Here is a 21,060-nt window from a genome sequence, read left to right as displayed (position 1 = left end):
GAGCCGGCCCGCCCGGTGGGTGAGGAGACCGTCGTCATCCGGCTGCCCGCCGAGACCGTGAAGCGGACTCCGGGCCCGGACGACACCGTCATGATGCGGCTTCCGGAGACGGGCCCCAAGAAGCCTCCGGCCGCCGACGACACGGTCGTGATCAGCAAGGTCCCCGGCGACCTGAAGCCGACCGAGAAGGCCGGCCGCAAGCGGCCCGTCGGCGACGACACGGTGATCATCCGGCTGCCCGGCAACAACAAGGACACCGGCCGCAAGCGGTCCGTCGGCGACGACACGGTGATCATCCGGTTGCCCGGGACGGGCAAACCGAAAACCCCCGGGAGTACGCCGCGCAAGCGCCCGGTGACCGACGACACCGTCATCATCCGGCTGCCGCAGACGCCGAAGAAGACTCCGGTCATCGCCGGGCGGGCCACCGTCGACCGGCGCTCGGTCGGCGATGAGACCGTCGTCATCCGGCTGCCCAGCACGCCGAAGCCGGAGCCGAAGCCCACCGGGCCGGTCGACCTCGGCTACGCGCCCTGGGTGCTCGCCCTCTCCAGCCTCGGTGTGGTGCTCGTCGCGCTGTCCTACGGCGGCGGCCGCCACGAGTCCACCTGGGCGATGACCGCGTACTGGATCGGTCAGATCATCGTCTTCACCCCGGTGGTGTTCCGGCTGCTCAGCCGCCTCGCCGGGGTCGCCGAGTCGTTCCTGCTGGTGATCGGCCTGGCCACCAACCAGTACATGCTCAAGTGGATGTACAGCCCGGACCAGTTCCGGTTCCCCGACGAGCTCCAGCACTGGATGGCCACCACGCTGATCACCGAGTCCGGCCAGCTGTTCCGGCCGAACCAGGCGCTCCCCCCTGCTGTGCACTTCCCCGGCCTGGCCGAGATGGGTGCGGCGGTGTCCGGGCTGACCGGGCTGTCGGTGACCGCGTCGGGGACGATCGTGGCCGGCGTCGCTCACCTGATCTTCGTGGGCATGCTCTTCGCCGCCGTGCTGCGCGGCAGCAACTCCCCGGCGATGGCCGGTGTGGCCTGTGTGACCTACGCGACGGCAATGCACTACCTGTTCTTCAACTCGATGTTCCTGTACCAGACGGCCGCGCTCCCGTTCTTCATGCTGACCGTCTGGGCACACCGTCGCTGGCGTACCGGTGGCGGCCGGAAGTTCGTCGCGATCGCCATCGCCGGCATAGCGATGACCACGGTCAGCCACCACGTGACCGCTTTCGCCCTGGTGGCGACGCTGGGTCTGCTGGCGCTGACCGAGGTCGTACTGGAGAAGCCGCGGCCGTGGGTCACGCTGGCCCTTCCGGCCGTGGCGGCCACCTTGGTGGCCTGCTGGATCGGGTTCGTGGCACAGGACGTCGTCGCGTACCTCGAGGCGCCGATCGACAGCCTGCGGGCCTCGCTGAACCAGATGTTCGGCGACTCCAGCGAGCCGGCCACCGTCACCCCGCCGGTGCCGGTGGTGCAGCTCGCGGTGCAGGGCGCCGGCCTGCTCGGCCTGCTCATCCTCTTCCTGGCCGTGGCCCGCGACATGCTGCTGCGTAAGGACCGCGACGCCTGGCGCTGGGCCGCCCTGGTCGGCGGCGGCGTGTTCTTCGCCGGCAACGGCGCGCGGTTCCTCGGTTCGGGCGGCCCGGAGATCGCCGGCCGGCTCTCCACCTTCACCTACGTCCCGATGTCGATCATCGCGGCGATCGCGATCGTGTACGCCGTCCAGCTCATCCCCCCGAAGGACGAGAGCGGCCGCCGCTGGCTATCGGCACCGCCGCCCGGCCTGTCGGTCACCACCGGCCGCCGGCTCGCCGGCCAGGTGTACCTGGGTACCGCGCTCATCACCGTGCTGATGATCGGCGCCCGGACCGGTGGCTGGCCGCCGGTCTCGGCCCTGCTGCCCGGTCCGTACCTGCCGGCCGCGTACGAGCGCTCGGTGGACGCCTTCGGGGTCGACGCGGCCTACTGGCAGGCGGCGACGCTGCCGCACGGCACCCGGGTCGGCGGCGACATCACCGCCGTGGCGCTCTCCTCGACGTACGGGCGGATGGACCCGGTTCGTGAGGTGGGTGAGCTCTTCTACGCCGACCAGTGGACCGCCGAGCAGGACGACCGGGCCAGGGGCCTCGGCCTGGCGTACCTGGTCGTCGACGAGCGGCTCAGCGACGACCTGCCGCCGAACGACGCGTACTTCCAGAACGACCCGATGGCGGGCCGGCTCACCGAGCCGATCCCGGCCTCGGACCTGACCAAGTTCGACCGGATCAACGGGATCTCGCGGCTCTACGACAACGGCCACGTCCGGATCTATCAGATGGGGGTCTCGTGAACGCCGCCCGTGCCGGTGCCCTCGCCGGCGTGACGGTCGCCTCCGGCGCCGCGGTGCTGGCCGGACCGCTGGCGGCCTCGGTGCCGGGCGGCCTGCTGCTGGCGTTCGTCCTTCCGGGGCTCGCGATCACCGAGGCGATGTTCCGGCCCGGCCGGCTGGACATCGGCGTGGTGGAACGGCTGGTGCTGATCCCGGCGCTGAGCCTGGCCGTCCTCGTGCTCGGCGGTCTCGGCCTGTGGGCGGTCGGCGGCTCACTGAATCAGGCCGGCTGGCTGTCGATCGCCGCCGCGGTCGCACTGATCGCGACCGGTGTCGCGGTGGCCCGGCCGCGGATCGCGCCGGCCGCCGGAGCGGCGGAGTCGGCGACCCGGATCTCCACGGCCGCCGGTGCGACTCCGCGGCCGGGCTCGAAGTGGCGGCTCTCCCGCCGCCGGCTGTTCCGCGACGTGCTGCCGCTGACCCTGGCGCTGGCGCTGATCAGCGGGATCGGCTGGTGGTCGTTCACCGACTCGGAGCGGACCTACGACACCGCGGTCGTCACCCTGTCGGCCACCCCGCCGGGGGCGGTGGACGCCGACGGCAACCGATCGGTGCAGGTCACCGCCACCGGGCTGGACGCCGGGCGTGGACCGTACCGGCTGGTGCTTAGCGGCACCGCGGGCGCCGAGCTCAGCGAACACCGCCTCACCCCGGACACCGCCGGTGAATGGAGCGGCCGGGTCAGTGTGCCCGGCACCGAGCGGGTCACCATGGACCTCTTCCGGGACGGCGAGACGGCCGCTTTCCGTACCGTCATCATCGCGGCCGCGCAGTAGGCCGCGGTCTCCTTCTCGTTCCCGGCCGCCGCCCGGTGGCCGGTCCTTTCCGTTGACCGCCGACCGTTTCGGAGAACCTCGAATGGCCGACGCGCCACCATCCGCCGACAATCCCTCGGGTCCGCCCGAGCCCAAACCCGCGGCCCGGTCCCGGCGCGGCCGGATCCTGCTTGCCGCCGCCGGAGCGGTCCTGCTCGCCGCCGGGATCGGCCTGGCGAGCCGCCTGGGCGGTGACTCGGGCACCGAGACAGCCGCCACGCAGCCGTCCGCCGTCGCGGCCAGCGCGACCGCCCCGGCACCCTCGGCGTCCGCGGTGGTCTCCGCCGCGCCGTCGTCCGCCGCGCCCGCGCCCGTGCCGACCCTGATGCCCACCGCGGCGGCGGTCGCCGCCGCGTCGACGAAGGCCGGGAAACGCTCGGCCCGCACCCAGTTCTCGCTGCCCCGGGCGGCCGGAAGCTGGCCCGGCGAGTACGGGCTGTCCGGCGTCAACGGCTTCCCGCTCCTGAACACCGCATCGGTGCGGACCTTCTGCACCGCCCGCGGCCGCCCCTGCAACGTGACGCAGACCTACACCGACCGCACCAGCTACGAGTCGATGACCCGGGGCACCGGCTGGACGTTCGAGTTCTTCGACAACTTCGACGGGGTCCTGGTCGTCTCCCAGGGCCTGGTGCCGAACAAGCGCGAGGAACTCGTGGACGACTGCGCCGCCGGCGACTACGACCAGCACTGGCGGGACTTCGGCTCGCTGATGGTCCGGCACGGCCGCGGTGACTCGGTGGTCCGGCTGGGCTGGGAGATGAACGAGGAGTCGATGGGCTGGCGCGCCCTCGACACCGAGGACTACATCGCCTGCTACCGGCGCGCGGCCGACGCCATCCGGTCGACGAATCCGAAGGTCGTCCTGGACTGGTCGATCAACGCGCACAACACCCCGGACGAGCTGTGCGGCGGGCTGACCACGAACTGCTATCCCGGTGACGAGTACGTCGACATCATCGGCATCGACAACTACGACCATTGGCCGTGGTCGCCGACGAAGGCGGAGTTCGACGCGACCGCCGACCGGGAGGACGGCCTGAACTGGCTGTTCGTCTTCGCCCAGCAGCACGGGAAGCTGTTCTCGGTGGGCGAGTGGGGCGTGATGCCGTTCAGCGACGCCAAGAAGGACAACCCGGAGTTCATCCGCTGGATGCACGGCTGGTTCGCCGAGCACGCGCCGTACCTGGCGTACGAGGCGTACTTCCAGCGGTGCGACGGGAAGACCAACCAGTCCAGCATCCTGCGCCCGGACGACCCGAAGTGCATGGCCGACACCAGCGGGTCGTCGGACGTGTACCGCTCGCTCTACAAGTCCTGACGCCGGGAATCCCCGGTTCGGCGGTCAGCCGCTGAACCGGGGGTTCTGCACCATCGCCTTGTACGCCGCCGTCGACGTCGCATCGGTGTCGATGCGCCAGCGCTCCGGCCAGCTCGGGTGCGTGTCGGTGTCGAACCAGACCACGCCGCCGATGGCCGGGCGCTGCACGACGTACGCCGCGAAGTCCTTGATCCAGTCGGCCTTGCTGGTGCCGCCGCGGTCCACCGACCCGATCTCCGTGATCATGAGCGGCTTGTGCGGCGAATACTTCTGGTAGACCGGATCGAACAGGGTGGCCGGCTCCTCGTCGTGGAGGTTGTAGCCGGAGACGCCCACCCAGTCGACGTACTCGTCACCGGGGTAGTACGCCTCCATCCGGTTCCACGCCTCGTTGGGGCTGTTGTTCCAGTTCGGGCTCCACACCCAGGAGACCTGGTCGGCCCCCTCCTTCTCGAAGATCTTCCAGAGGTGGTGGTAGCAGTCCACGTACCCCTGCGCGTTCTTGTTGTTCTTGAAGCCGCTCCACGCGTACCAGTCGCCGTTCATCTCCCAGCCCCAGCGCAGCAGAACCGGCCGGTCCAGGTCGCGCAGGCGCCGGGCGGACGCCTTGATGTAGTCGTCGGCGTCGCCGCTGAGGATCGTCTCGTGCTTCGGGCCGCGCCAGGACACCATCGGGATCGAGCCCTTGGGCAGGTACGGGATGGACGACGGCAGGTCGTCCTCCCACGCGTAGAACAGGTGCACGATCCGCTGGCCACGGCCGAGCTGCTTCTTACGCAGCGCGAGCGCCTCCGCGTACTCCAGGCCGTCCAGTCCCAGGTAGGAGCCGAACAGCGCCTTGCCGGGCACGAACGGGACCGTCCCGCCCAGCTTCACCTTCGGGTCGGCGCTCGCGAACGGCTCCGGAGTCGGGCGGGCCGACGGCTCGGAGACCGGAACCCGCCCGGAGGCGGACGGGCTGGCTCCGGACGCGGTGCCGTCCGACTTCAGCTGGCTGTAGCCGAAGCCGGCGACCGGCAGCACGGCGAGCGCGGCGAGCCCGAGCAGGCCGCGACGGCTTACCGGGGTGTCCCGGCGGTGCGAACGGCTCATGTGAGGTTCCGGCCCGCTTTGCGTGCCATCTTGCGCACCATCCGCCAGCCCGGCTGCGCCAGGCGCTTCAGCTGCGGCACCAGCTGGGAACCGGCGCCCTCGACGAGGGCGACCAGGTCGGCGCCGGAGTGGTCCGGCGTCGGCTGGAAGCGGGGTACGGCGAACCGGTGCTCGCTCGGCGTGTGCACGCGGTAGCCCACCTCGGTGGCGTTGTCGTGCCCGGAGGCCGCGACCGCGTCCCGCACCAGGCGGCTGTTGTACCCGTGCGGATACGCGAACGAGCGGACCTTCAGCTGCAGCCGCTGCTCCAGCTGATCGTGGCTGCTCACCACCTGGTCGCGCAGCTCGCCCGGAGCCAGCACGTCGAGCGGGTGGTGGATCAGGCTGTGGTTGCCGATCTCGAGGCCCGGAACGGTGGCGACCTCGGCCAGTTCCTCCCAGGACATCATCGGCCCGAACGCCGGAGCCCACTCGCCCAGCCAGTTCGCGTGCCCGCCGCCGAGGTGGCCGACCGACGCGTACAGGGTGGCGCCGGCTCCGGCGGCCTGGAGCACCGGCACACCGGCGGTCACGAAGTCCCGGTAGCCGTCGTCGAAGGTCACCGCGACCATCTTCTCGGTGCTGCCCATGCTGAGCCGGTCCAGCGCCTCGGTGAGACCGACCAGCCGGTAACCGGCCGCGGTCAGAGCATGCAGCTGCTCGGCCAGCCGCTCCGGCGGCACCGCCAGATCACCCAGGGGTCCACCGACGGTGGAGACCGAGTGATACATCAGCGCCGGCAGAGTGGTCCAAGCCGGCGTCGCCGAGTCGGTCACCAAGTCCCCCTAGTCACTTACACCGTTCTACTGGCCGGGAAGCGTACCAATCACGGCACTCTTGCCGACTCGACCGTTCGACCGGTTTCCGGCGTGGCGAGCGCCTCTGGCGAAGACAAACTACAACGAGTAATCTTCGCCTACCTTCAACTCTCCTACCAGCGCAAATGCAGTCACGAGTCAGTGACTCAGAGTGACTTCTGAACCTTTGTCGCATCGGAGACGTACCGAAGGACGACACCGAATCGCTCTACCCCGGGAGCGCGCACCATGTTCCGGCTCATCCAGCTGCACACCGAGGACGGTGTGCCCCGCATCGGCGTCGACCCAGACGGTTACGTCAGCGCCCGCGCCGCCCTGGCCCAATACCGCACCGCCCCGACTACCTACTTCGCCGTCGGCCGTTTCGACCACGAGGGCACCCTCACCGAGGTGATCCTGGACCCGATCTGCGGCCTGGACGGCGCCTGCCAGCGACCGGCGTCGGTGGTACACGCCAAGACCTACGAGCGCCTCTGCGAGAGGTGCGCGAACGGTCTGGACGTACTCACCGTGCCGCAGCTCGCCCGCCGGCTCGGGATCGCCTGCCGGCTCGCCCCCTCGGTCGCCCGCTTCCGGCAGACCACCCTCAGCGGCCTGCGCGCGCCGGCCGGTAACCGGATCGCCCGCGAGTTCGCCGACCACGTGCACGACCCGCACTGGCGGCAGGGACTCTGCACCGAGCTGGCGGAGAGCCCGGCCGCACTGAACGGCCTGCTCATCGGCACCGGTGCGCTCAGCCACCGGCAGGTGCTCGACCTCTACCCGGTGCTCTGCGCGCTCGGCGACGAACTGCCCGCCGCGGTCCGCGCCGACCTGTCCCGGGCCACCGCCCGCCCGCTCTCCCCCGCCGGGGTGGCCGGGCTGCGCCTCGGGCTGGACTTCCGCTCCTGACCTACCCGAGGTCGATCCGTACCACCGAACCGGTGCCACGGCAGACACCGCAGTCGGTCACGTAGGCGTGCCGGCCGCGAACGGCGAGACCGCCCGGGGCGGTCAGACCGGCCGACACGACCTGGTGCGGGCCGCGGCGTGCCACCCGTAGCAGGGTGCCGGCCTCCAGGACGTACAGGTGGCCGTCCGGCGCCCAGGCCAGGTCGACGACGCCGGTGAAGCCGGTCGCGTACACCTGCGGCGGGCGTCCCGGCTCCACCCGCCAGATCCGCGCCTGCCCGGGCCGGAACGGGAACCCGGTCAGCTCACCCACGTAGAGCGCGCCGTCCGGACCGCGGACCACCGAGGTAGGCGTCGGCGCCATCAGGATCGGCGTACCGGCCGGCGGGCCGCCCGGGAGCCCGGCGGGCGCCGCGACCGTACGGCGCGGGAACGTGGCGACGGTGAGGATCCGGCCGCGGGGGCCGACCCGCAGCAGCGCGTTGCGGCCGGCGTCGACCACCAGCCGGTCCCGGCCCGTCACGAGTACAGCGTTCGGGTTCGACCCGGCCCCGGCGGCACCCAGGCCGGCCGGCACGGCGGTGTCCGGCCCGGCCCGGTACAGGCCGGTGGCCCCGGCGATCAGCGGTCCCCTGCGCCGGGGGCCGCCGCCGAGGCCGACCGTGAAGTAGACGTGGCCGCCGGAGTCGACCGAGACGTCCGAGGGGCCGGCCGCTCCGGCGCCGCCCGGTGCGGCGACCGATGGCAGGTGCGACAGGATTCGCTGCTGTGACCCGTACGCAATCCGGGTTATCGCCCCGGTGCGGCCGAGACAGGCCAGGCCTCCCTCGAGCTCTGCCGGGCATGGCCCCACACCGCCTCGCCCGGACTCGGCGACGTAGAGCTCGCCGTGCGGGCCGAAGGCCAGCCCGCGCGGACTGTCCAGGCCGGTGGCGACCGTCCGCAGTGGTGGCCGGGCCGCCGCGGGCGCCGGCCCCACCAGAACGGCCAGGCCGGCCACCGCAGCGCACAGCAGACTGCGTGTGATCATCTGAATCCCCCGTGTATCGGATGCTCCCGGCCAGGTTCCGCCGGGCCACCGGCACCGCACATCGCCCGAACGGTCCGGCGGCCGCGGGAGTCCTCGATCCGACCACGGGCGGATGACCGGTACGGTCACGCGCATGATCTCCGAACTGGTGAAGCGGGCCGCGGGGCTGTACACCGGCGGATCACGGGCCGTGCTCGGCATCACCGGACCGCCCGGAGCGGGCAAGACCACCCTCGCCGGACACCTAGTCGCGGCCCTCGCGGCCGCACCGCCGCCCGGACACGACGCCGGCTGGGTGGCGCACGTGCCGATGGACGGCTTCCATCTCGCCGACGCCGAACTGGACCGGCTCGGCCGGCGGGCGCGCAAGGGCGCGCCGGACACCTTCGACGCGTACGGCTACGCCGCGCTGCTGCGCCGGCTGCACGAGGACCGGGACGAGATGATCTACGCGCCGGGTTTCGAGCGCGTCCTGGAACAACCGATCGCCGGTGTCATCGGGGTGCCCCGGACCGCCCGGCTGATCGTGACCGAGGGGAACTACCTGCTCCTCGACTCGGCTCCCTGGCGGCCGGTCCGGGAGCTGCTGGACGAGGTCTGGTACACCGACCTGGAACAGGAGGAACGGCTCCGCCGGCTGATCGAGCGGCACGTCCGGTTCGGCAAGAGCCGGGAGGCGGCCGTGTCCTGGGCGACCGGGACCGATGAGCGCAACGCGTCACTTGTCGCGGCCGGCCGGGACCGGGCCGACCTGGTGGTGTCCGGCCTGGATCTCGGGGAGCCGGCGGCATGACGCGGATGGCCGGTGCCGTTGCGGCCGTGCTGCTCGCCGGGGTCCTGGCCGGCTGTGGATCCGGGTCGTCGCTGGACTGCGGGGAGCAGTCGGCGCTGGCGCGCACGCTGGCCGGGGACGCCGCGTTGGAACGGGCACCGGCGTCCGCCCGGGCGGGCGCGATCGAGCGGAACTTCCCGTGCCGGGATCAGGACGGCTTCACGGTCAGCGCCAGCCGGCACTACGAGCTGCCGGAACCGGTCTCCTTTGACGAGATCGCGGAGCTGGCCGGGATGATCGCCGAGCCGGCCGACTGGGCGGAGATCGGGCGAGTCCCGCCGGAATGGGGCGGCGCCATGTTCTGTTACCGGTCGACTGCCGGTGACGTACATCGCTATCTGACGGTCACGACCGATGACGCGGTGGGCTTCGACAACACGCCGCCGCCGGGGTTCCGAGACCTCCTGGTCAGGGTCTTTCAGGCGGAGACGGAGCAGGATCTGTGCCGGACGACGGGCCGTGGGTCGCATCCCGCGCGTGCGTCGAACGGTCCGGGTGCCGGACGGTAGAGCTCGCCCCGGCGTTTTTGTCGCACCCGGGTGGCATGCTTGCGGGCATGTCGGTAGGTGAGGCGGTCGAGGCGGAGCCGAAACGGCGCGCGCCGCGCGCACGGTTCGGTTCGCTGGTCGCGGTGATTCTGCTGCTGCTGTTCGGCGTGCCCTGGGCGACGCTGGTGTGGTCCGGCAATGCCTGGCCGGCGCCGGTCCTCGCCGCCGGCACCGTGGTGTTCGTGCTGGCGGCCGGGGCTTTCCCGGTGCTCATGTTCCGGGGACACGGCGGGCACAGCGACGCCGCTTCGCGCGTCGCCGACACCATGCTCGGCGTGATCTGGGTGCTCTTCACCTGGTCGATCATCGGCCAGGCCTTCGGCCTGGTCCTGGCGCTGGCCGGCGTCGCCGATCCGGTGCGCTCGCGGGTGGTCACCGCGGTGGTCCTGCTGATCTCCCTGGCCCTGCTGCTCTGGGGGTACGCGGAGGCGATGCGCGTCTCCCGGGTCCGGCGGGTCGACGTGGTGCTGCCCCGGCTCGGTCCCGGGCTCGACGGGCTGCGCGTCGTGCTGATCACCGACACCCACTACGGCCCGATCGACCGGTCCCGCTGGTCCCGCGCCGTGGTCGACGTGATCAACTCGCTCGAGCCGGACATCGTGGCGCACACCGGCGACATCGCCGACGGCCAGGTCGAGCAGCGTCTGAGCCAGTCCTCACCGCTCGGTGACGTGCGCGCCCGCTACGCACGGGTCTACGTGACCGGCAACCACGAGTACTACAGCGGCGCCCTCGGCTGGGTCGAGCACATGACCTCGCTCGGCTGGGACGCCCTGCACAACCGGCACCTGGTGGTCACCCGAGGCGGCGACTCCCTGATCGTCGCCGGCGTCGACGACCGGACCGCCGCCGGCTCCGGCCTGCCCGGCCACCACGCCGACCACGTCGCCGCTCTGGCCGGCACCGACCCCGAGCTGCCGATCCTGCTGCTAGCCCACCAGCCACAGCAGATCACCGGCGCGGTCGCCCACGGGGTCGACCTCCAGCTCTCCGGCCACACCCACGGCGGCCAGATCTGGCCGTTCCACTACCTGGTCCGTACCGACCAGCCGGTGCTGCAGGGCCTGTCCCGCCATTCCGAACGCACCCAGCTGTACACGAGCCGCGGCACCGGCTTCTGGGGCCCGCCGTTCCGCATCTTCGCCCCCAGCGAGATCACCCTGCTCACCCTCCGCAGCCCGGCCCCCTGACCCCGCCGCGCTCGCGCTGACCAGCCCAGGCCGTCCTGCTCGCCGGCGCCCTGACGGGCGCCCATGCCGGCGCTCCGATCGCTCGCGGTTCGCTACCGGCCGGGTCACACCCCTGCGGGGTACGCGTGACCGGCCGTCCCGCCGGAGCCGGCCCGTCCTCGCTCTCCCGGCGCGAGCCCGGCCTTCCCGCACCGCCCCAGCGCGACCCCCGGGAAACACCATCACCTGCCGGTCACGGCGACGAACGCGAGCAACCACGGCCCGCCTGCGGCCCGCCGCGTGCAGCCCACCGCCCACCGCACACCGCACGCCCCACGCCGCAGGCGCACGTCGCAGGCCGCACGTCGCAGGCCGCAAGCGCACGTCGCAGGCCGCACGCCGCAAGCGCACGTCGCAGGCCGCACGCCGCAAGCGCACGTCGCAGGCCGCCCGCCCGCACGGCGCACGCGGCACGCCGCCCACGACCCGCGGCCCGCTGCCCGCTGCCTGGGGTAGGTGCTGCAGTCATCACGCGGGGTTGGCGCACGGCTGAAGTGACGTCGGGTAGCCGGCGACGTCGGGTAGCCGGCGTTGGCGGGGTTGCCGCCGGTCGCGCGGATCGTGGTGGATCCGGTGCGTGCGAGCGCACCCGATCCACCGCATTCCCCAACCCACCACGCGACGGCGGCTAGAAAGCCTTCGTGGTCAGGGTCTTGTCCGGCCCAACGTGGGTGCTGTCTGACGGCCGTTGAGACAGCATTGAGCGTGGGCCAAGCAAGATCACCGCCTGGGCCCTGCCAGCCGGACGCCGGCACCCTCGGGCGCTGGAGCGCAACCGTGACGTCACCGCGCCCGGCCCCGCAGGCCGCCTGTCGGGCTGCGCCCAGCCACCGAACGACGGCCCTATCAGGTGCCTCGCCGCCAGCTGAACTCAGCCCGCCTTGTTCACGCGCGGCCGGGCCCGGCGCCCGGGCACGAGCCGGTGCTGTTTCCCGGCGGTCGCGTTGGGGCCGTGGGAGGCGGCTGGCTTGCGCTGGGAGGTGGGGACGGGGACGGTTCGGCGGGACGGGCGGTTGCCCGTACCGATGATGGTGGATGACCACAGCAGACCTTGACCGCGGAATCTGGATGGCTCGTCGGCGCATCGCTTTCGGACCGCGGCGGCGGGGCGGGTTGTGCGGAAGGGTGAGCTTGCGGTGCTCTCGGCATCCGCGACGTGGTGATCTCCAGCGGCCCGATCACCGGGCCGGCTCTCGTCAGAGGGACGCGGGCGACGGCGCGGCCTGCGCCTTTCGGTGAAATGCCGGGAATAAACCGGTTGAGGAGCCCTCCGGAATCCGCGCAGGATGAGGACACCGCCTTCCCCTACCGCCCGAGGACTCTTCATGCGTCTGCTTCGCGACCTTTGGGCCACCAGCCGAAGTCGCACCGCTCTGGTCGCGTTCCTGATCGTTCTCGGAGCCGCGGGCTCGGCGGGCGCCCTCGCGCTGGCCGGGCCGGTGCTCGTCGACCGGTCCTTCTCGCTCTTCGTGCTGCTGGCCGCCGCCCTGGTGGCCGCGGTGCTCACCGACGTCTCGGTCGGGCTGATCGCGGCCCGGCTGACCGCGGACTGGGCGGCGCGGGTCCGGCGCGGCCTCAACCGGGTGGCCTTCGGGCAGCCTCTGCCGGCTCTGGAGAACACGCCGGTCGGCGAGCTGCTCGACCGGATCGACTCGGACGTCTACCAGGTCGGGGCGGAGCTGCGCGGTTCCGGTGTGCGGCTCGCCCAGTCGATGGCCCTGGCGACGCTCTCGATCTTCACCGCGTTCTTCGTGTGGTGGCCGGCTGCGATCGCGATGATCATCGTCTCGATGCTGCTCTTCGTCACGATGAACAAGCCGGTCCAGCGGATCGGCCCGATCCGGATCGCCGAGGAGGAGGCCTGGTCCGACCTGGCCGCGGTGATGGAGGAGGCCGTGCACGGGCAGGACGACGTGCGCACCAACCTCGCCGCGCCGTACGTGTTGCGGCTGTACGCGTTGCGCGCCCGTGAGGTGCTGACCCGGGGCCGCCGGGTCTGGCGCGCCTCCGCGCGGATCACCATGAGCGCCGGGGCGATCACCCGGTCGCTGATCGCGGCGCTGGTCGTGGCCGGCGCCTGGGCCCTGGTCGCCGGGCACATCGACAGCGCGCGGCTGACCGCCGTGTGGCTGCTCGCGCTCGGCTTCGGCGGCACCCTGGAGCATGTCACCCGCATGGTGCCCGAGCTGCAGAACGCACTCGGCGCGTGGAGCCGGGTGCAGATGCTCAGCAGCGTCCCGCAGGAGCCGACCGACGGCTTGCCACCGGCCGACGGCGACCTGGTCGTGCGCAACCTGACCTTCCGCTACGGCGAGAGTGACAGCAACCGTCCCCCGGCCCTGCGCGACGTCAGCCTGACCTTCGCGCGCGGCCGGTCGTACGCGTTGATCGGGCGTACCGGTTCCGGCAAGTCCACCCTGGCCAAGATCCTCACCCGGGCCGTTGACGTGCCCGGCGGCACAGTGTTCCTCGGCGGGACCGACCTCAACGACCTCAGCGTGGAGGGGCTGCGCCGGTGGACCGCGATCGTCCCCCAGCGCACCGAGATCCTGGCCGGCACCCTGGCCGAGAACATCGCGCTGTTCGACGAGGAGCTGCTTCCCCGGGCCGCCACGGCCGTCGAGGAGCTGGGCCTGTCGTCCTGGGTCGCGGGCCTGCCCGACGGCATCGACACCAAGCTCGGCGAGGGCGGCTACAAGCTCTCCGCCGGGCAAGAGCAGCTGGTGGCGTTCGCCCGCATCCTGGTCCGCGACCCGCAGGTGGTGATCCTCGACGAGGCCACCGCCCGGATGGACCCGGTGACCGAGTCATGGGTGCAGCGGGCCACCGACCGGCTGCTGCAAGGCCGGATCGGTGTGATCGTGGCGCACCGGCTCTCCTCGGTGCAGCGCTGCGACGAGGTGGTCGTGCTCGCCGACGGCGAGGTCCTGGAAGCCGGGCCGCTGCGCTCGTCGCAGCGCTTCGCCGAGCTGATGGCCAGCAGCAACCTGACCGTGCCGGCCGCGCAGACGGCAAGCGGCGGTGTGCTGCTCGCCGATCCGGCGGACCGGGACTGGGACACCGCGGTACAGGTCGAGCTCGGCCCGGACGCGCTGACGAACCCGCTGCCCACAGTGGAGCCGCCGCCGCTTCCGGAGCCGCCGCGGGCGCACACCATGCGGGAGATCACCCGGCTGGCCACCAACGACGCCCGGTACGGCCTGGGCGCGGTCTCGCTCTTCCTGCTGCTGGTGCTGTTCGGGCTGGACGGGGCGATCCTGCCGCTGCTCTGGGCGAACGTGGTCGACGGCATGGGCAACCCGCTCTACCCGGCGGCCGGCATCGCGGCCGCACTGCTGCTGCTGATCCCGACGCTGTACTACACCGGCGCCTGGTTCCCGGAGTGGTGGGTGCGGCAGATGCTACGGATCAGCCTGCGGCTGGTGCACGGCCAGGTAGGCCCGCGCCGGGTCAGCAAGCACACCCCGGCCGAGGTGGTGGCCCAGGGCGGCGACACCGAGCGGGTGGTCATGCTCGCCGACAACCTGATCGACAACTGTGTCGCCGTGTTCACCGTGGTGGCCATGACGCTCGCCTCGCAGTCGGTGGTGCCGGCACTGTTCTTCGTCGGCACGATGCTGATCTCGGGTCTGGCGGCGACCATGTTCGGGCCGCGGCTGGAGCAGGCGGCCCGTCGTACCGTCGCTTCCCGTGCGGCGTTCGCGACCTCGCTCGTCTCGTCGCTCTCGGCGGCGCGCACGGTCAAGCTGGCCGGCGCGACCGAGCCGGTGCTCGCGCACCTGGCCGCGCTCGACGCGAAGCGCAGCGAGCTGCAGTGGCGGGAGATCGCCATCCAGGTGTGGGCCCGTTCCACCCCGTCGATCGCGAGTGGCCTGCTGCCGATCGCGGCCTGGGGGATGTACCTGTCCGGGCAGCTCACCGCGGCGGCGACGCTGATCGCGGTGGCCACGCTCGGGTCGGCCCGCTGGTTCGCGTGGACCACCGCGTCACTGGTGTCGCACTTCCCGTCGGCCCGGGTGTGGACCAAGCGGACCGCCGCCATGACCGGCGTCTCCGAGTACTCGGCGGAGGTTCCGGGCGTGGACCTGGCCGCCGGCACCGCGCCGGCGCCGCCTACGGCGCCGCGCAAGTCGCTGCGCCGGCTGGAACTGGACGGTTTCAGCGCGGTGCACGAGAACGGGGCCGTGGGGGTACGCGACATCGACCTCACCGTCGACCGTGGACAGCTGGTCCTCGTGGTCGGCCCGGTCGGGTCGGGCAAGTCGTCGCTGCTGCGCGCCCTGGCCGGCATCGTGCACCACACCGGTGAGCTGCGGTGGAACGACGAGCCGGTCCGCGAGCCGGAGATGTTCCTGCGGCCCAATCAGGTGGGGTACGTGGCACAGCTGCCCCGGGTGCTGTCCGGGACGGTGGCCGACAACATCCAGCTCGGGCACGAGGTGGACGCGGAGGACGCGGTGTCGGTCGCCCAGCTGGAGCACGACCTGGCGGCGTCCGGCGGTGGGCTGCAGCTGCTCATCGGGCACAAGGGCACCCGGCTCTCCGGTGGTCAGCTGCAGCGGCTGGCGCTGGCCCGGGCGCTGGCTCCGCGTACCGAGTTGCTGATCGCCGACGACGTCTCGTCCGCGCTGGACGTGACCACGGAACTGGAGCTGTGGCGGGCGCTGCGGTCGCACGGGGTGACCGTGGTCGGTTCGACCTCGAAGCGGGCCGCCCTGGCACAGGCCGACAAGGTGGTCGTGCTGATCGGCGGCCAGGCCGAGGACCAGGGCACCTGGGACGAACTCGCGGACCGCTGGGGACACCTGGCCGGTTGATCCGGGTGGCCGCGCCTCACCGGGCGCGGCCACCCGGAACACCGGACAGCCGTCAGCGGACCTTCGCTTGTAGCTGGCTGACGACGCTTGTCACGGTGCCGGCGGGGATCGCGAAGCCGAGACCGACGCTGCCGGTGCTGTCGCCGGCGGTGGCGATCGCGACGTTGATGCCGATCACCCGGCCGGACATGTCGACCAGTGCGCCGCCGGAGTTGCCCTGGTTGATCGCGGCATCGGTCTGGAGCAGGCCGGTGAGCTTCTCATCGCCGGTGTCCAGGCTGCGGTCGAGGGCGGAGACGATGCCCGAGGTGACGGTGCCCTCCAGGCCGAGCGGCGCGCCGAACGCCAGGACGGTGTCACCGACCGCGACGCTGTCGTCGCCGGCGAACGTGACCGGAGTCAGCCCGGACAGCCCGCTGGCCTGCACCAGCGCGAGGTCGTGAGAGGCGTCGGTGGCGACCACCCGGGCCGGGGCCGTCTGACCCGTCGACAGCCGTACGCTCACCGTGCCGTCCGCCGCGACCACGTGGTTGTTGGTGAGGATCAGCCCGTCCGAGGTCAGCACCACACCCGAACCGAGCGACGACGAGCGGGCGCTGTCCACCAGCACGGTGACGATGCTCGGCTGCACCCTGGCCACGATCGGGGCGAGGTCGCTGCCCTCGGTCAGCGTGGTCACGCCGGCCGAGGCCGCCGCGGGGCGGCTCTCCAGGTACTGGTCGGTGAGGTAGGCGCCGGTACTGCCGCCGCCGGCGATCAGTACGAGGACCGCGGCGCCGCCGGCCACCCGGCGCTTCCAGCGCGGATCCCGGGGCGGCTGCACCATCTCCAGCGCGATGTGGGTCGGCGGGACCGGCGGCAGGTCGGCGGCGACGCGCTCACCGCCGGCGTCGGCGGTCCGGTCGTCCAGGGCGGGGCGGGTCATCAGATCGGTCATGTCATCGACAGTGCCCCCGGAGATTGTTCCGGAGCGGTGAGCGCTCTGTGACTTCGCTGTGTGCACTCCGCCGGCGGATCGCCCGATCCGGGTGGTGGCGCGTTCACCCGGTCCGCCCGGTCCAGCCGATCGGCTGGACCGAACTGCCCTGCCGGTCCCCCTTCCGGGTGGGTCCGGCGCGGCAACGGGAAAGGCGGACGGCGGCGTTTAGGGTCTGCCGCGTGTCCCCCACCAATGTCACACCGCGCGACGGCATCGGCCGTCCGCAAACCTCGGTCGAACGCCGCCCGTTCGGCCCGACCATCGCCGAACCGGCCGACGCGCTGCGTACCTCGGCGGGCCTCGGACCGATCGAGCCCGTCGTGCTCCGGCCGGCTGTGCCCGAGCCCGGACAGGACGGAGCATCCGAAGGTTGAACGGCATGAGGCGGTTCGGGCTGCTGGTGGCGGCGGCGACCGTACCGATGATCGCTGCGTGCGGCGCGCCTGCGGGCGTACCGGAATGGAAGCAAGGTCAGCCGGCGCCGGCGGCACCCAGCGCGACCGGCAGCGTGCCGGCGCCGAACCGGCAGGCCGGCGCCGCGGCACCGAGCCCGGCCGAGGCGCCGGCCGCGACGCCGGAGCCGGACGTGGCCGCCACCGTTGCGAGCAGCGCCCCCGGGGAAGCGGTTTCGGGTGAGCGCTTTCTTGCCGCGGTGCGCGGGCAGCTGCCGGAGGTCGCGGTGGATCGGCGGCCTGAGGAGATCACCGAGATCGGCGACGCGGCCTGCACGTCCCTGGCCGCCGGCCAGCGCCGCGCCTCTGCGGCGGCAGACCTCATCGGGTACGGCGTGAGCAACGCTGACGCGCGTGAGCTGGTGATTCTTGCGCGTGCCTTCCTCTGCCGGACCTGATTCCGCGTTGCCGGGCTGCTGACCAGCCGCCTCGGGCGAAGGGGCGGCGCATCGGTCTGGTGCCAGGCCGGCGCGCTGCCGGCGGCCCAACGCCGCTGCTGCGAGGCCCGCGTCGCGGCTCGGCGCACCGGCGCAGTAGATGCGCCGGCGTGCGGCCCGGCGGGGTGCGGCCCCGCTGCGTGTTGCCCGGCTGCGATGCCGGGCCTGCGCGTCGAGTCGGAGCTCGGTGCCTGCCGGGGTCGGCCGAAAGTCGCAGGGAGGCACAGCAGGTGGAGACCTCCGTCAGATGTCGTGCACAACGCCGCTCGCGATGCTGGATTCATCAGCTCGCAACGGGAGGTCTCGATGTCCGCACGAGGAATGCTCAGCGTGGTCGGCTCCGCGGTCGGTGGCCTGATCGGGTGGTCGGAGCCGGCGCCGCCGGCCGAGCCTGCGGTGCTGCGCGCGCTCTTCGCCGATCTGGGTGTCCGGGTCGGGCCGGGCGAGGCCGAACTGGCGGAGGCGGTGCGTTACTTCCAGCGCCGGACCGGCCTGACGGCCGATGGGCAGGCGGGGCCACAGACGGTCCATCTCCTTGCCCGGTACGCGTCCGAAGCGCGCGAATTGACCCGGTTCGAAGCGGCCTGAGCGTCGCCTGTCGGGTGATTCCCCGCCCAGTCGGGCCGCCGTTATCGTGGTGTCGCGATGAGTGCTGAACTGGTCACCTTCTACGACGACGCCACCGGTGAGCGGGTCAGGCTCACCGCGACCGACCTCGGTGTCTGGGCGGCGGCCACGGCCCAGCTGCTGTCCGCCGAGTGCGGCCTGCCGCGCGGCAGCCGGGCGGGTGTGCTGCTGCCGCCGCACTGGCAGACCGCGGCAGTGCTGCTCGGGGCGTGGGCGGCCGGGATCGAGGTGTCGTTCCGCGGCTGGTCCAGCGCCGGTCTCGGGCCGGACACCGGTCCCGCTCTGGACGCCACGTTCGTGGAGCGGCGCCGGGTGGGCAGCTGGCTGGAGGACGTGCCGGCGGCCCGGCACCAGTTCGTGCTCGGTCTCGCCCCGGCGGGTGCACCGACACCCGACGTTCCGGACGGCTATCGCGATTTCCCGCAGGCCGCGCGGCCGCACCTGGGCGCGGCGCCACCGGTCGGCGGAGTCGGGGTTGGTGAGGCGGCCACTGTGGATGGCACGACCTTCGGCGAGTACGGCGCGGTGGCCGCCGAGGTGGGCCGTTCCCGTGGGCTCGCCGCTGGTGACCGGGTGCTGATCGACACCGCTGCGTACGAGGAGCCGCTGCTCTGGCTGATGGCGCCCCTGACGGCCGGCGCTTCGATCGTGCTGTGCGCGAACCTGGACCGATCCCGGCTCGACCAGCGGATCTCGGCGGAGGCCGTCACCCATGTCTGGTGACGGCGGCCCATGGTGGTCGCCGGTCGCGGGCTGGTGGTCGCTTAGGGTTGGCGCGTGCCGATCTACATTGGCTCCGACGGGACGCCACTTCACTACGACGACACCCGGCCCGGTGGTGGCGTTCCACCCTTGATCGTGCTTGCCGGCGGCGCGGCCCGGCACCCGGACTATCTGGGCGACCTGGCCGGGCTCAGCAGCCGGTATCGGCTGGTCATCCCCCATCTGCGGGGCGTCGGCAAGTCGTCCGCCGCGCCGGTCCCACAGGTGGACGAAGCGCCGCCGGGCGAAGCGCCGCCGGGCGAAGCGCCGCCGGGCGAAGCGCCGCAGGAGGAAGCGTCGCGGCAGGAAGCATCGCCAGGTGACGGCATCGGCTCGTACTGGCGGCAGACCGAGGACATCGAGCGGCTGCGGGAACACCTCGGCCTCGAACGGATCGCGCTGGCCGGGCACTCCGCCGGCACCCGCCTCGCCACCGCCTACGTCGCACGCTTTCCGGAACGGCTCGCCTGCCTGATTCTGATCACGCCGCCCGCTACCCACCTGGTGGCGACCCCGCCGGACGCCGACGAACTGATCGCCCGCCGGCTCACCGATCCGGTCTTCGCGGCCGCCGCAGCCGCCGCGAAGAGCGGCCCCGACCTGAGCGACGAGGAGCGATTCAACGACTGGGCCCGGCGGTGCGCTCCTCTCGGTTACGCCCGCTGGGGCACAGTGGAGCAGGCGCACGCGGCCGCCGGCCGGTGGTCGTTGCCGGCGGTTCGCGCGTACTTCAGTGTCGAACCGCCGGGCGACTTCGCCGCCCGGCTCGCCCGGGTCACCGCTCCCGTGCTGGTCGTCGCGGGCGAGGTGGACTGCCTCACCGGGCTCGCACCGGTCGTCGCGCTCGCCGACATCTTCCCGGCCGGCCGTGTCGAGATCATCGAGCGTTGTGGCCACTACCCGTGGGTGGAGCAGCCGACGGAGTTCCGGCGGGCCGTCGACGGCTTACTGGTCGAAATCGATCACCACCTTCGGTGAGGTGGCGGTGGCCTGGCAGGTCAGGATGAACCCGGCGGCCAGCTCCGCCGGTTCCAGTGCGAAGTTGCGGCGCATCGTCGCCTCGCCGTCGACCAGCCGTGCCCGACAGGTGCCGCACACGCCGCCCTTGCAGGCGAACGGCAGATCGGGACGGGAGCGCTGCGCGCCGTCGAGCAACGCCGTACCCTCCTCGACGGTCACCGTGGTGGAACGCCCGTCCAGAACCACGGTGACCTCGCTGCTCGGGCCGCGCGGCCCGGGCTCCGGGCGGACCGGCTCGGGAGGCGCCTCGTCCACCCAGAACAGTTCGCGGTGAATCCGCTCGGGCGCGACACCGGCCACGGCGAGCACGTCGGTCGCGGCGGTGACCATCCCGAACGGGCCGCACAGCCACCAGTGGTCCACGGCCGGCACGTCGATCAGCAGCGGCAGCAGCGTGCGCAGGCGCTCAGCGTCGAGGCGCCCGCTGAACAGTTCCGTCTCGCGCGCTTCCCGGGACAGCACGTGCACCAGTTCGAGCCGGTCGGGGTACATGTCCTTGAGGTCCGCCAGTTCCTCGGCGAACATCACCGTGTCAGCGCGCCGGTTGCCGTAGAGCAGGCTGACCTGAGCACCGGAACCGGCCAGCAGTGATGCGGCGATGGAGAGCACCGGCGTGATGCCCGAGCCGGCGGCGATCAGCACATGCCGGCCGCCGGCCGCCAGCTCGGGGGTGAACGTGCCCGAGGGCGGTGCGACCTCGACGGTGTCACCGGGACGCAGATCCCGGACAAGCCATCCGGAGATGTGCCCGCCCGGGACCTCACGGACGCCGATGCGCGGTGCCGACCCGGCGGGCGCGCAGATCGAATAGGTACGGCGCTCGTCCGTGCCGTCGGTGAGACGGCGGACGGTCAGTGACTGCCCGGGCCGGAAGGCATACTGCCCGGCCAACTCGGGCGGCACGGCGAACGTGACGGCGACGGCGTCGGCGCACAGCCGGTCGACCGCCGCGACTCGCAACGGGTGGAATTCGCGGACCACCAC

The 21,060-nt window shown here is 72.4% G+C and carries 18 protein-coding genes; 13 read left to right on the top strand and 5 right to left on the bottom strand.

Annotation, left to right across the window (positions count from 1 at the left end; genetic code table 11):
* The first annotated feature begins 15 nt into the window (after window positions 1-15).
* The 3 genes from I4J89_RS12745 to I4J89_RS12735 all read left to right on the top strand — a co-directional run bounded on the left by I4J89_RS12745 (window position 16) and on the right by I4J89_RS12735 (window position 4,503).
* Complete coding sequence (locus I4J89_RS12745; protein WP_196414123.1) at window positions 16-2,328, top strand: putative glycosyltransferase family protein; 2,313 nt, start codon at window positions 16-18, stop codon at window positions 2,326-2,328.
* On the top strand, window positions 2,325-3,143 hold the full coding sequence (locus I4J89_RS12740; protein ID WP_196414122.1) for a DUF1616 domain-containing protein: 819 nt from the start codon (window positions 2,325-2,327) through the stop codon (window positions 3,141-3,143). Before I4J89_RS12745 ends, I4J89_RS12740 begins: the two co-directional genes overlap by 4 nt.
* An 82-nt stretch (window positions 3,144-3,225) precedes the next feature.
* Window positions 3,226-4,503, top strand: coding sequence for a glycoside hydrolase family 26 protein (locus I4J89_RS12735; protein ID WP_196414121.1), 1,278 nt, complete (start codon window positions 3,226-3,228; stop codon window positions 4,501-4,503).
* 24 nt (window positions 4,504-4,527) lie between these two features.
* Here I4J89_RS12735 and I4J89_RS12730 read toward each other — a convergent pair whose 3' ends face one another.
* Both I4J89_RS12730 and I4J89_RS12725 read right to left on the bottom strand, forming a co-directional pair.
* The gene (locus I4J89_RS12730) at window positions 4,528-5,595 is read right to left on the bottom strand and encodes a glycoside hydrolase family 26 protein (protein WP_196414120.1); all 1,068 of its coding nucleotides are present in this window, start codon (window positions 5,593-5,595) and stop codon (window positions 4,528-4,530) included.
* Complete coding sequence (locus tag I4J89_RS12725; RefSeq protein WP_196414119.1) at window positions 5,592-6,410, bottom strand: polysaccharide deacetylase family protein; 819 nt, start codon at window positions 6,408-6,410, stop codon at window positions 5,592-5,594. The genes I4J89_RS12730 and I4J89_RS12725 overlap by 4 nt, the downstream gene beginning before the upstream one ends.
* A 270-nt stretch (window positions 6,411-6,680) precedes the next feature.
* Between I4J89_RS12725 and I4J89_RS12720 the strand changes: the two genes are divergently transcribed.
* A complete protein-coding gene (locus I4J89_RS12720; RefSeq protein WP_196414118.1) occupies window positions 6,681-7,343 on the top strand; it encodes a hypothetical protein in 663 nt (220 codons plus the stop codon).
* A 1-nt stretch (window position 7,344) separates the two neighbouring features.
* Here the strand turns inward: I4J89_RS12720 and I4J89_RS12715 are convergent, their stop codons facing one another.
* Window positions 7,345-8,373, bottom strand: a complete 1,029-nt coding sequence (locus I4J89_RS12715; protein ID WP_196414117.1) for a ScyD/ScyE family protein — start codon at window positions 8,371-8,373, stop codon at window positions 7,345-7,347.
* 133 nt (window positions 8,374-8,506) lie between these two features.
* Here I4J89_RS12715 and I4J89_RS12710 point away from each other — a divergent pair, with 133 nt between their 5' ends.
* The 4 genes from I4J89_RS12710 (at window position 8,507) to I4J89_RS12695 (ending at window position 15,799) form a co-directional block, all read left to right on the top strand.
* Window positions 8,507-9,166: a nucleoside/nucleotide kinase family protein gene (locus tag I4J89_RS12710; protein ID WP_230858827.1), complete on the top strand. Its 660-nt coding sequence runs from the start codon at window positions 8,507-8,509 to the stop codon at window positions 9,164-9,166.
* Window positions 9,163-9,714, top strand: coding sequence for a hypothetical protein (locus I4J89_RS12705; RefSeq protein ID WP_196414115.1), 552 nt, complete (start codon window positions 9,163-9,165; stop codon window positions 9,712-9,714). Before I4J89_RS12710 ends, I4J89_RS12705 begins: the two co-directional genes overlap by 4 nt.
* 47 nt (window positions 9,715-9,761) lie before the next feature.
* Window positions 9,762-10,943 carry a metallophosphoesterase gene (locus tag I4J89_RS12700; protein ID WP_196414114.1) on the top strand — a complete coding sequence of 394 codons (1,182 nt, stop codon included), beginning with the start codon at window positions 9,762-9,764 and terminating at the stop codon, window positions 10,941-10,943.
* Window positions 10,944-12,307: 1,364 nt separating this feature from the next.
* Complete coding sequence (locus I4J89_RS12695) at window positions 12,308-15,799, top strand: ABC transporter ATP-binding protein (RefSeq protein WP_196414113.1); 3,492 nt, start codon at window positions 12,308-12,310, stop codon at window positions 15,797-15,799.
* A 52-nt stretch (window positions 15,800-15,851) separates the two neighbouring features.
* On the opposite strand, the gene I4J89_RS12690 is transcribed toward I4J89_RS12695, so the two are convergent.
* Window positions 15,852-16,736 (bottom strand): S1C family serine protease, encoded by an 885-nt coding sequence (locus tag I4J89_RS12690; protein ID WP_230858826.1) that lies wholly within the window; start codon window positions 16,734-16,736, stop codon window positions 15,852-15,854.
* Window positions 16,737-16,957: 221 nt separating this feature from the next.
* Between I4J89_RS12690 and I4J89_RS12685 the strand changes: the two genes are divergently transcribed.
* The 5 genes from I4J89_RS12685 to I4J89_RS12665 all read left to right on the top strand — a co-directional run bounded on the left by I4J89_RS12685 (window position 16,958) and on the right by I4J89_RS12665 (window position 20,034).
* Entirely contained in the window at window positions 16,958-17,152 is a 195-nt protein-coding gene (locus I4J89_RS12685; protein ID WP_196414112.1) for a hypothetical protein, read from the top strand.
* Between the two features lie 5 nt (window positions 17,153-17,157).
* Window positions 17,158-17,628, top strand: coding sequence for a DUF732 domain-containing protein (locus tag I4J89_RS12680; RefSeq protein ID WP_196414111.1), 471 nt, complete (start codon window positions 17,158-17,160; stop codon window positions 17,626-17,628).
* A gap of 345 nt (window positions 17,629-17,973) precedes the next feature.
* Window positions 17,974-18,255 (top strand): peptidoglycan-binding protein, encoded by a 282-nt coding sequence (locus tag I4J89_RS12675; protein ID WP_196414110.1) that lies wholly within the window; start codon window positions 17,974-17,976, stop codon window positions 18,253-18,255.
* Window positions 18,256-18,312: 57 nt separating this feature from the next.
* Window positions 18,313-19,017 carry a TIGR03089 family protein gene (locus tag I4J89_RS12670; RefSeq protein WP_196414109.1) on the top strand — a complete coding sequence of 235 codons (705 nt, stop codon included), beginning with the start codon at window positions 18,313-18,315 and terminating at the stop codon, window positions 19,015-19,017.
* A 54-nt stretch (window positions 19,018-19,071) separates the two neighbouring features.
* Window positions 19,072-20,034, top strand: a complete 963-nt coding sequence (locus I4J89_RS12665) for an alpha/beta fold hydrolase (protein WP_196414108.1) — start codon at window positions 19,072-19,074, stop codon at window positions 20,032-20,034.
* Here I4J89_RS12665 and paaE read toward each other — a convergent pair.
* Complete coding sequence (gene paaE, locus I4J89_RS12660) at window positions 20,002-21,060, bottom strand: 1,2-phenylacetyl-CoA epoxidase subunit PaaE (protein WP_196414107.1); 1,059 nt, start codon at window positions 21,058-21,060, stop codon at window positions 20,002-20,004. The genes I4J89_RS12665 and paaE overlap by 33 nt on opposite strands.

The sequence above is a fragment of the Actinoplanes aureus genome, from assembly GCF_015704865.1.
Classification (GTDB): Bacteria; Actinomycetota; Actinomycetes; order Mycobacteriales; family Micromonosporaceae; genus Actinoplanes; species Actinoplanes aureus.
Note: the sequence above shows the minus strand (reverse complement) of the source record. Positions and strands in the feature narration are given on the sequence as shown.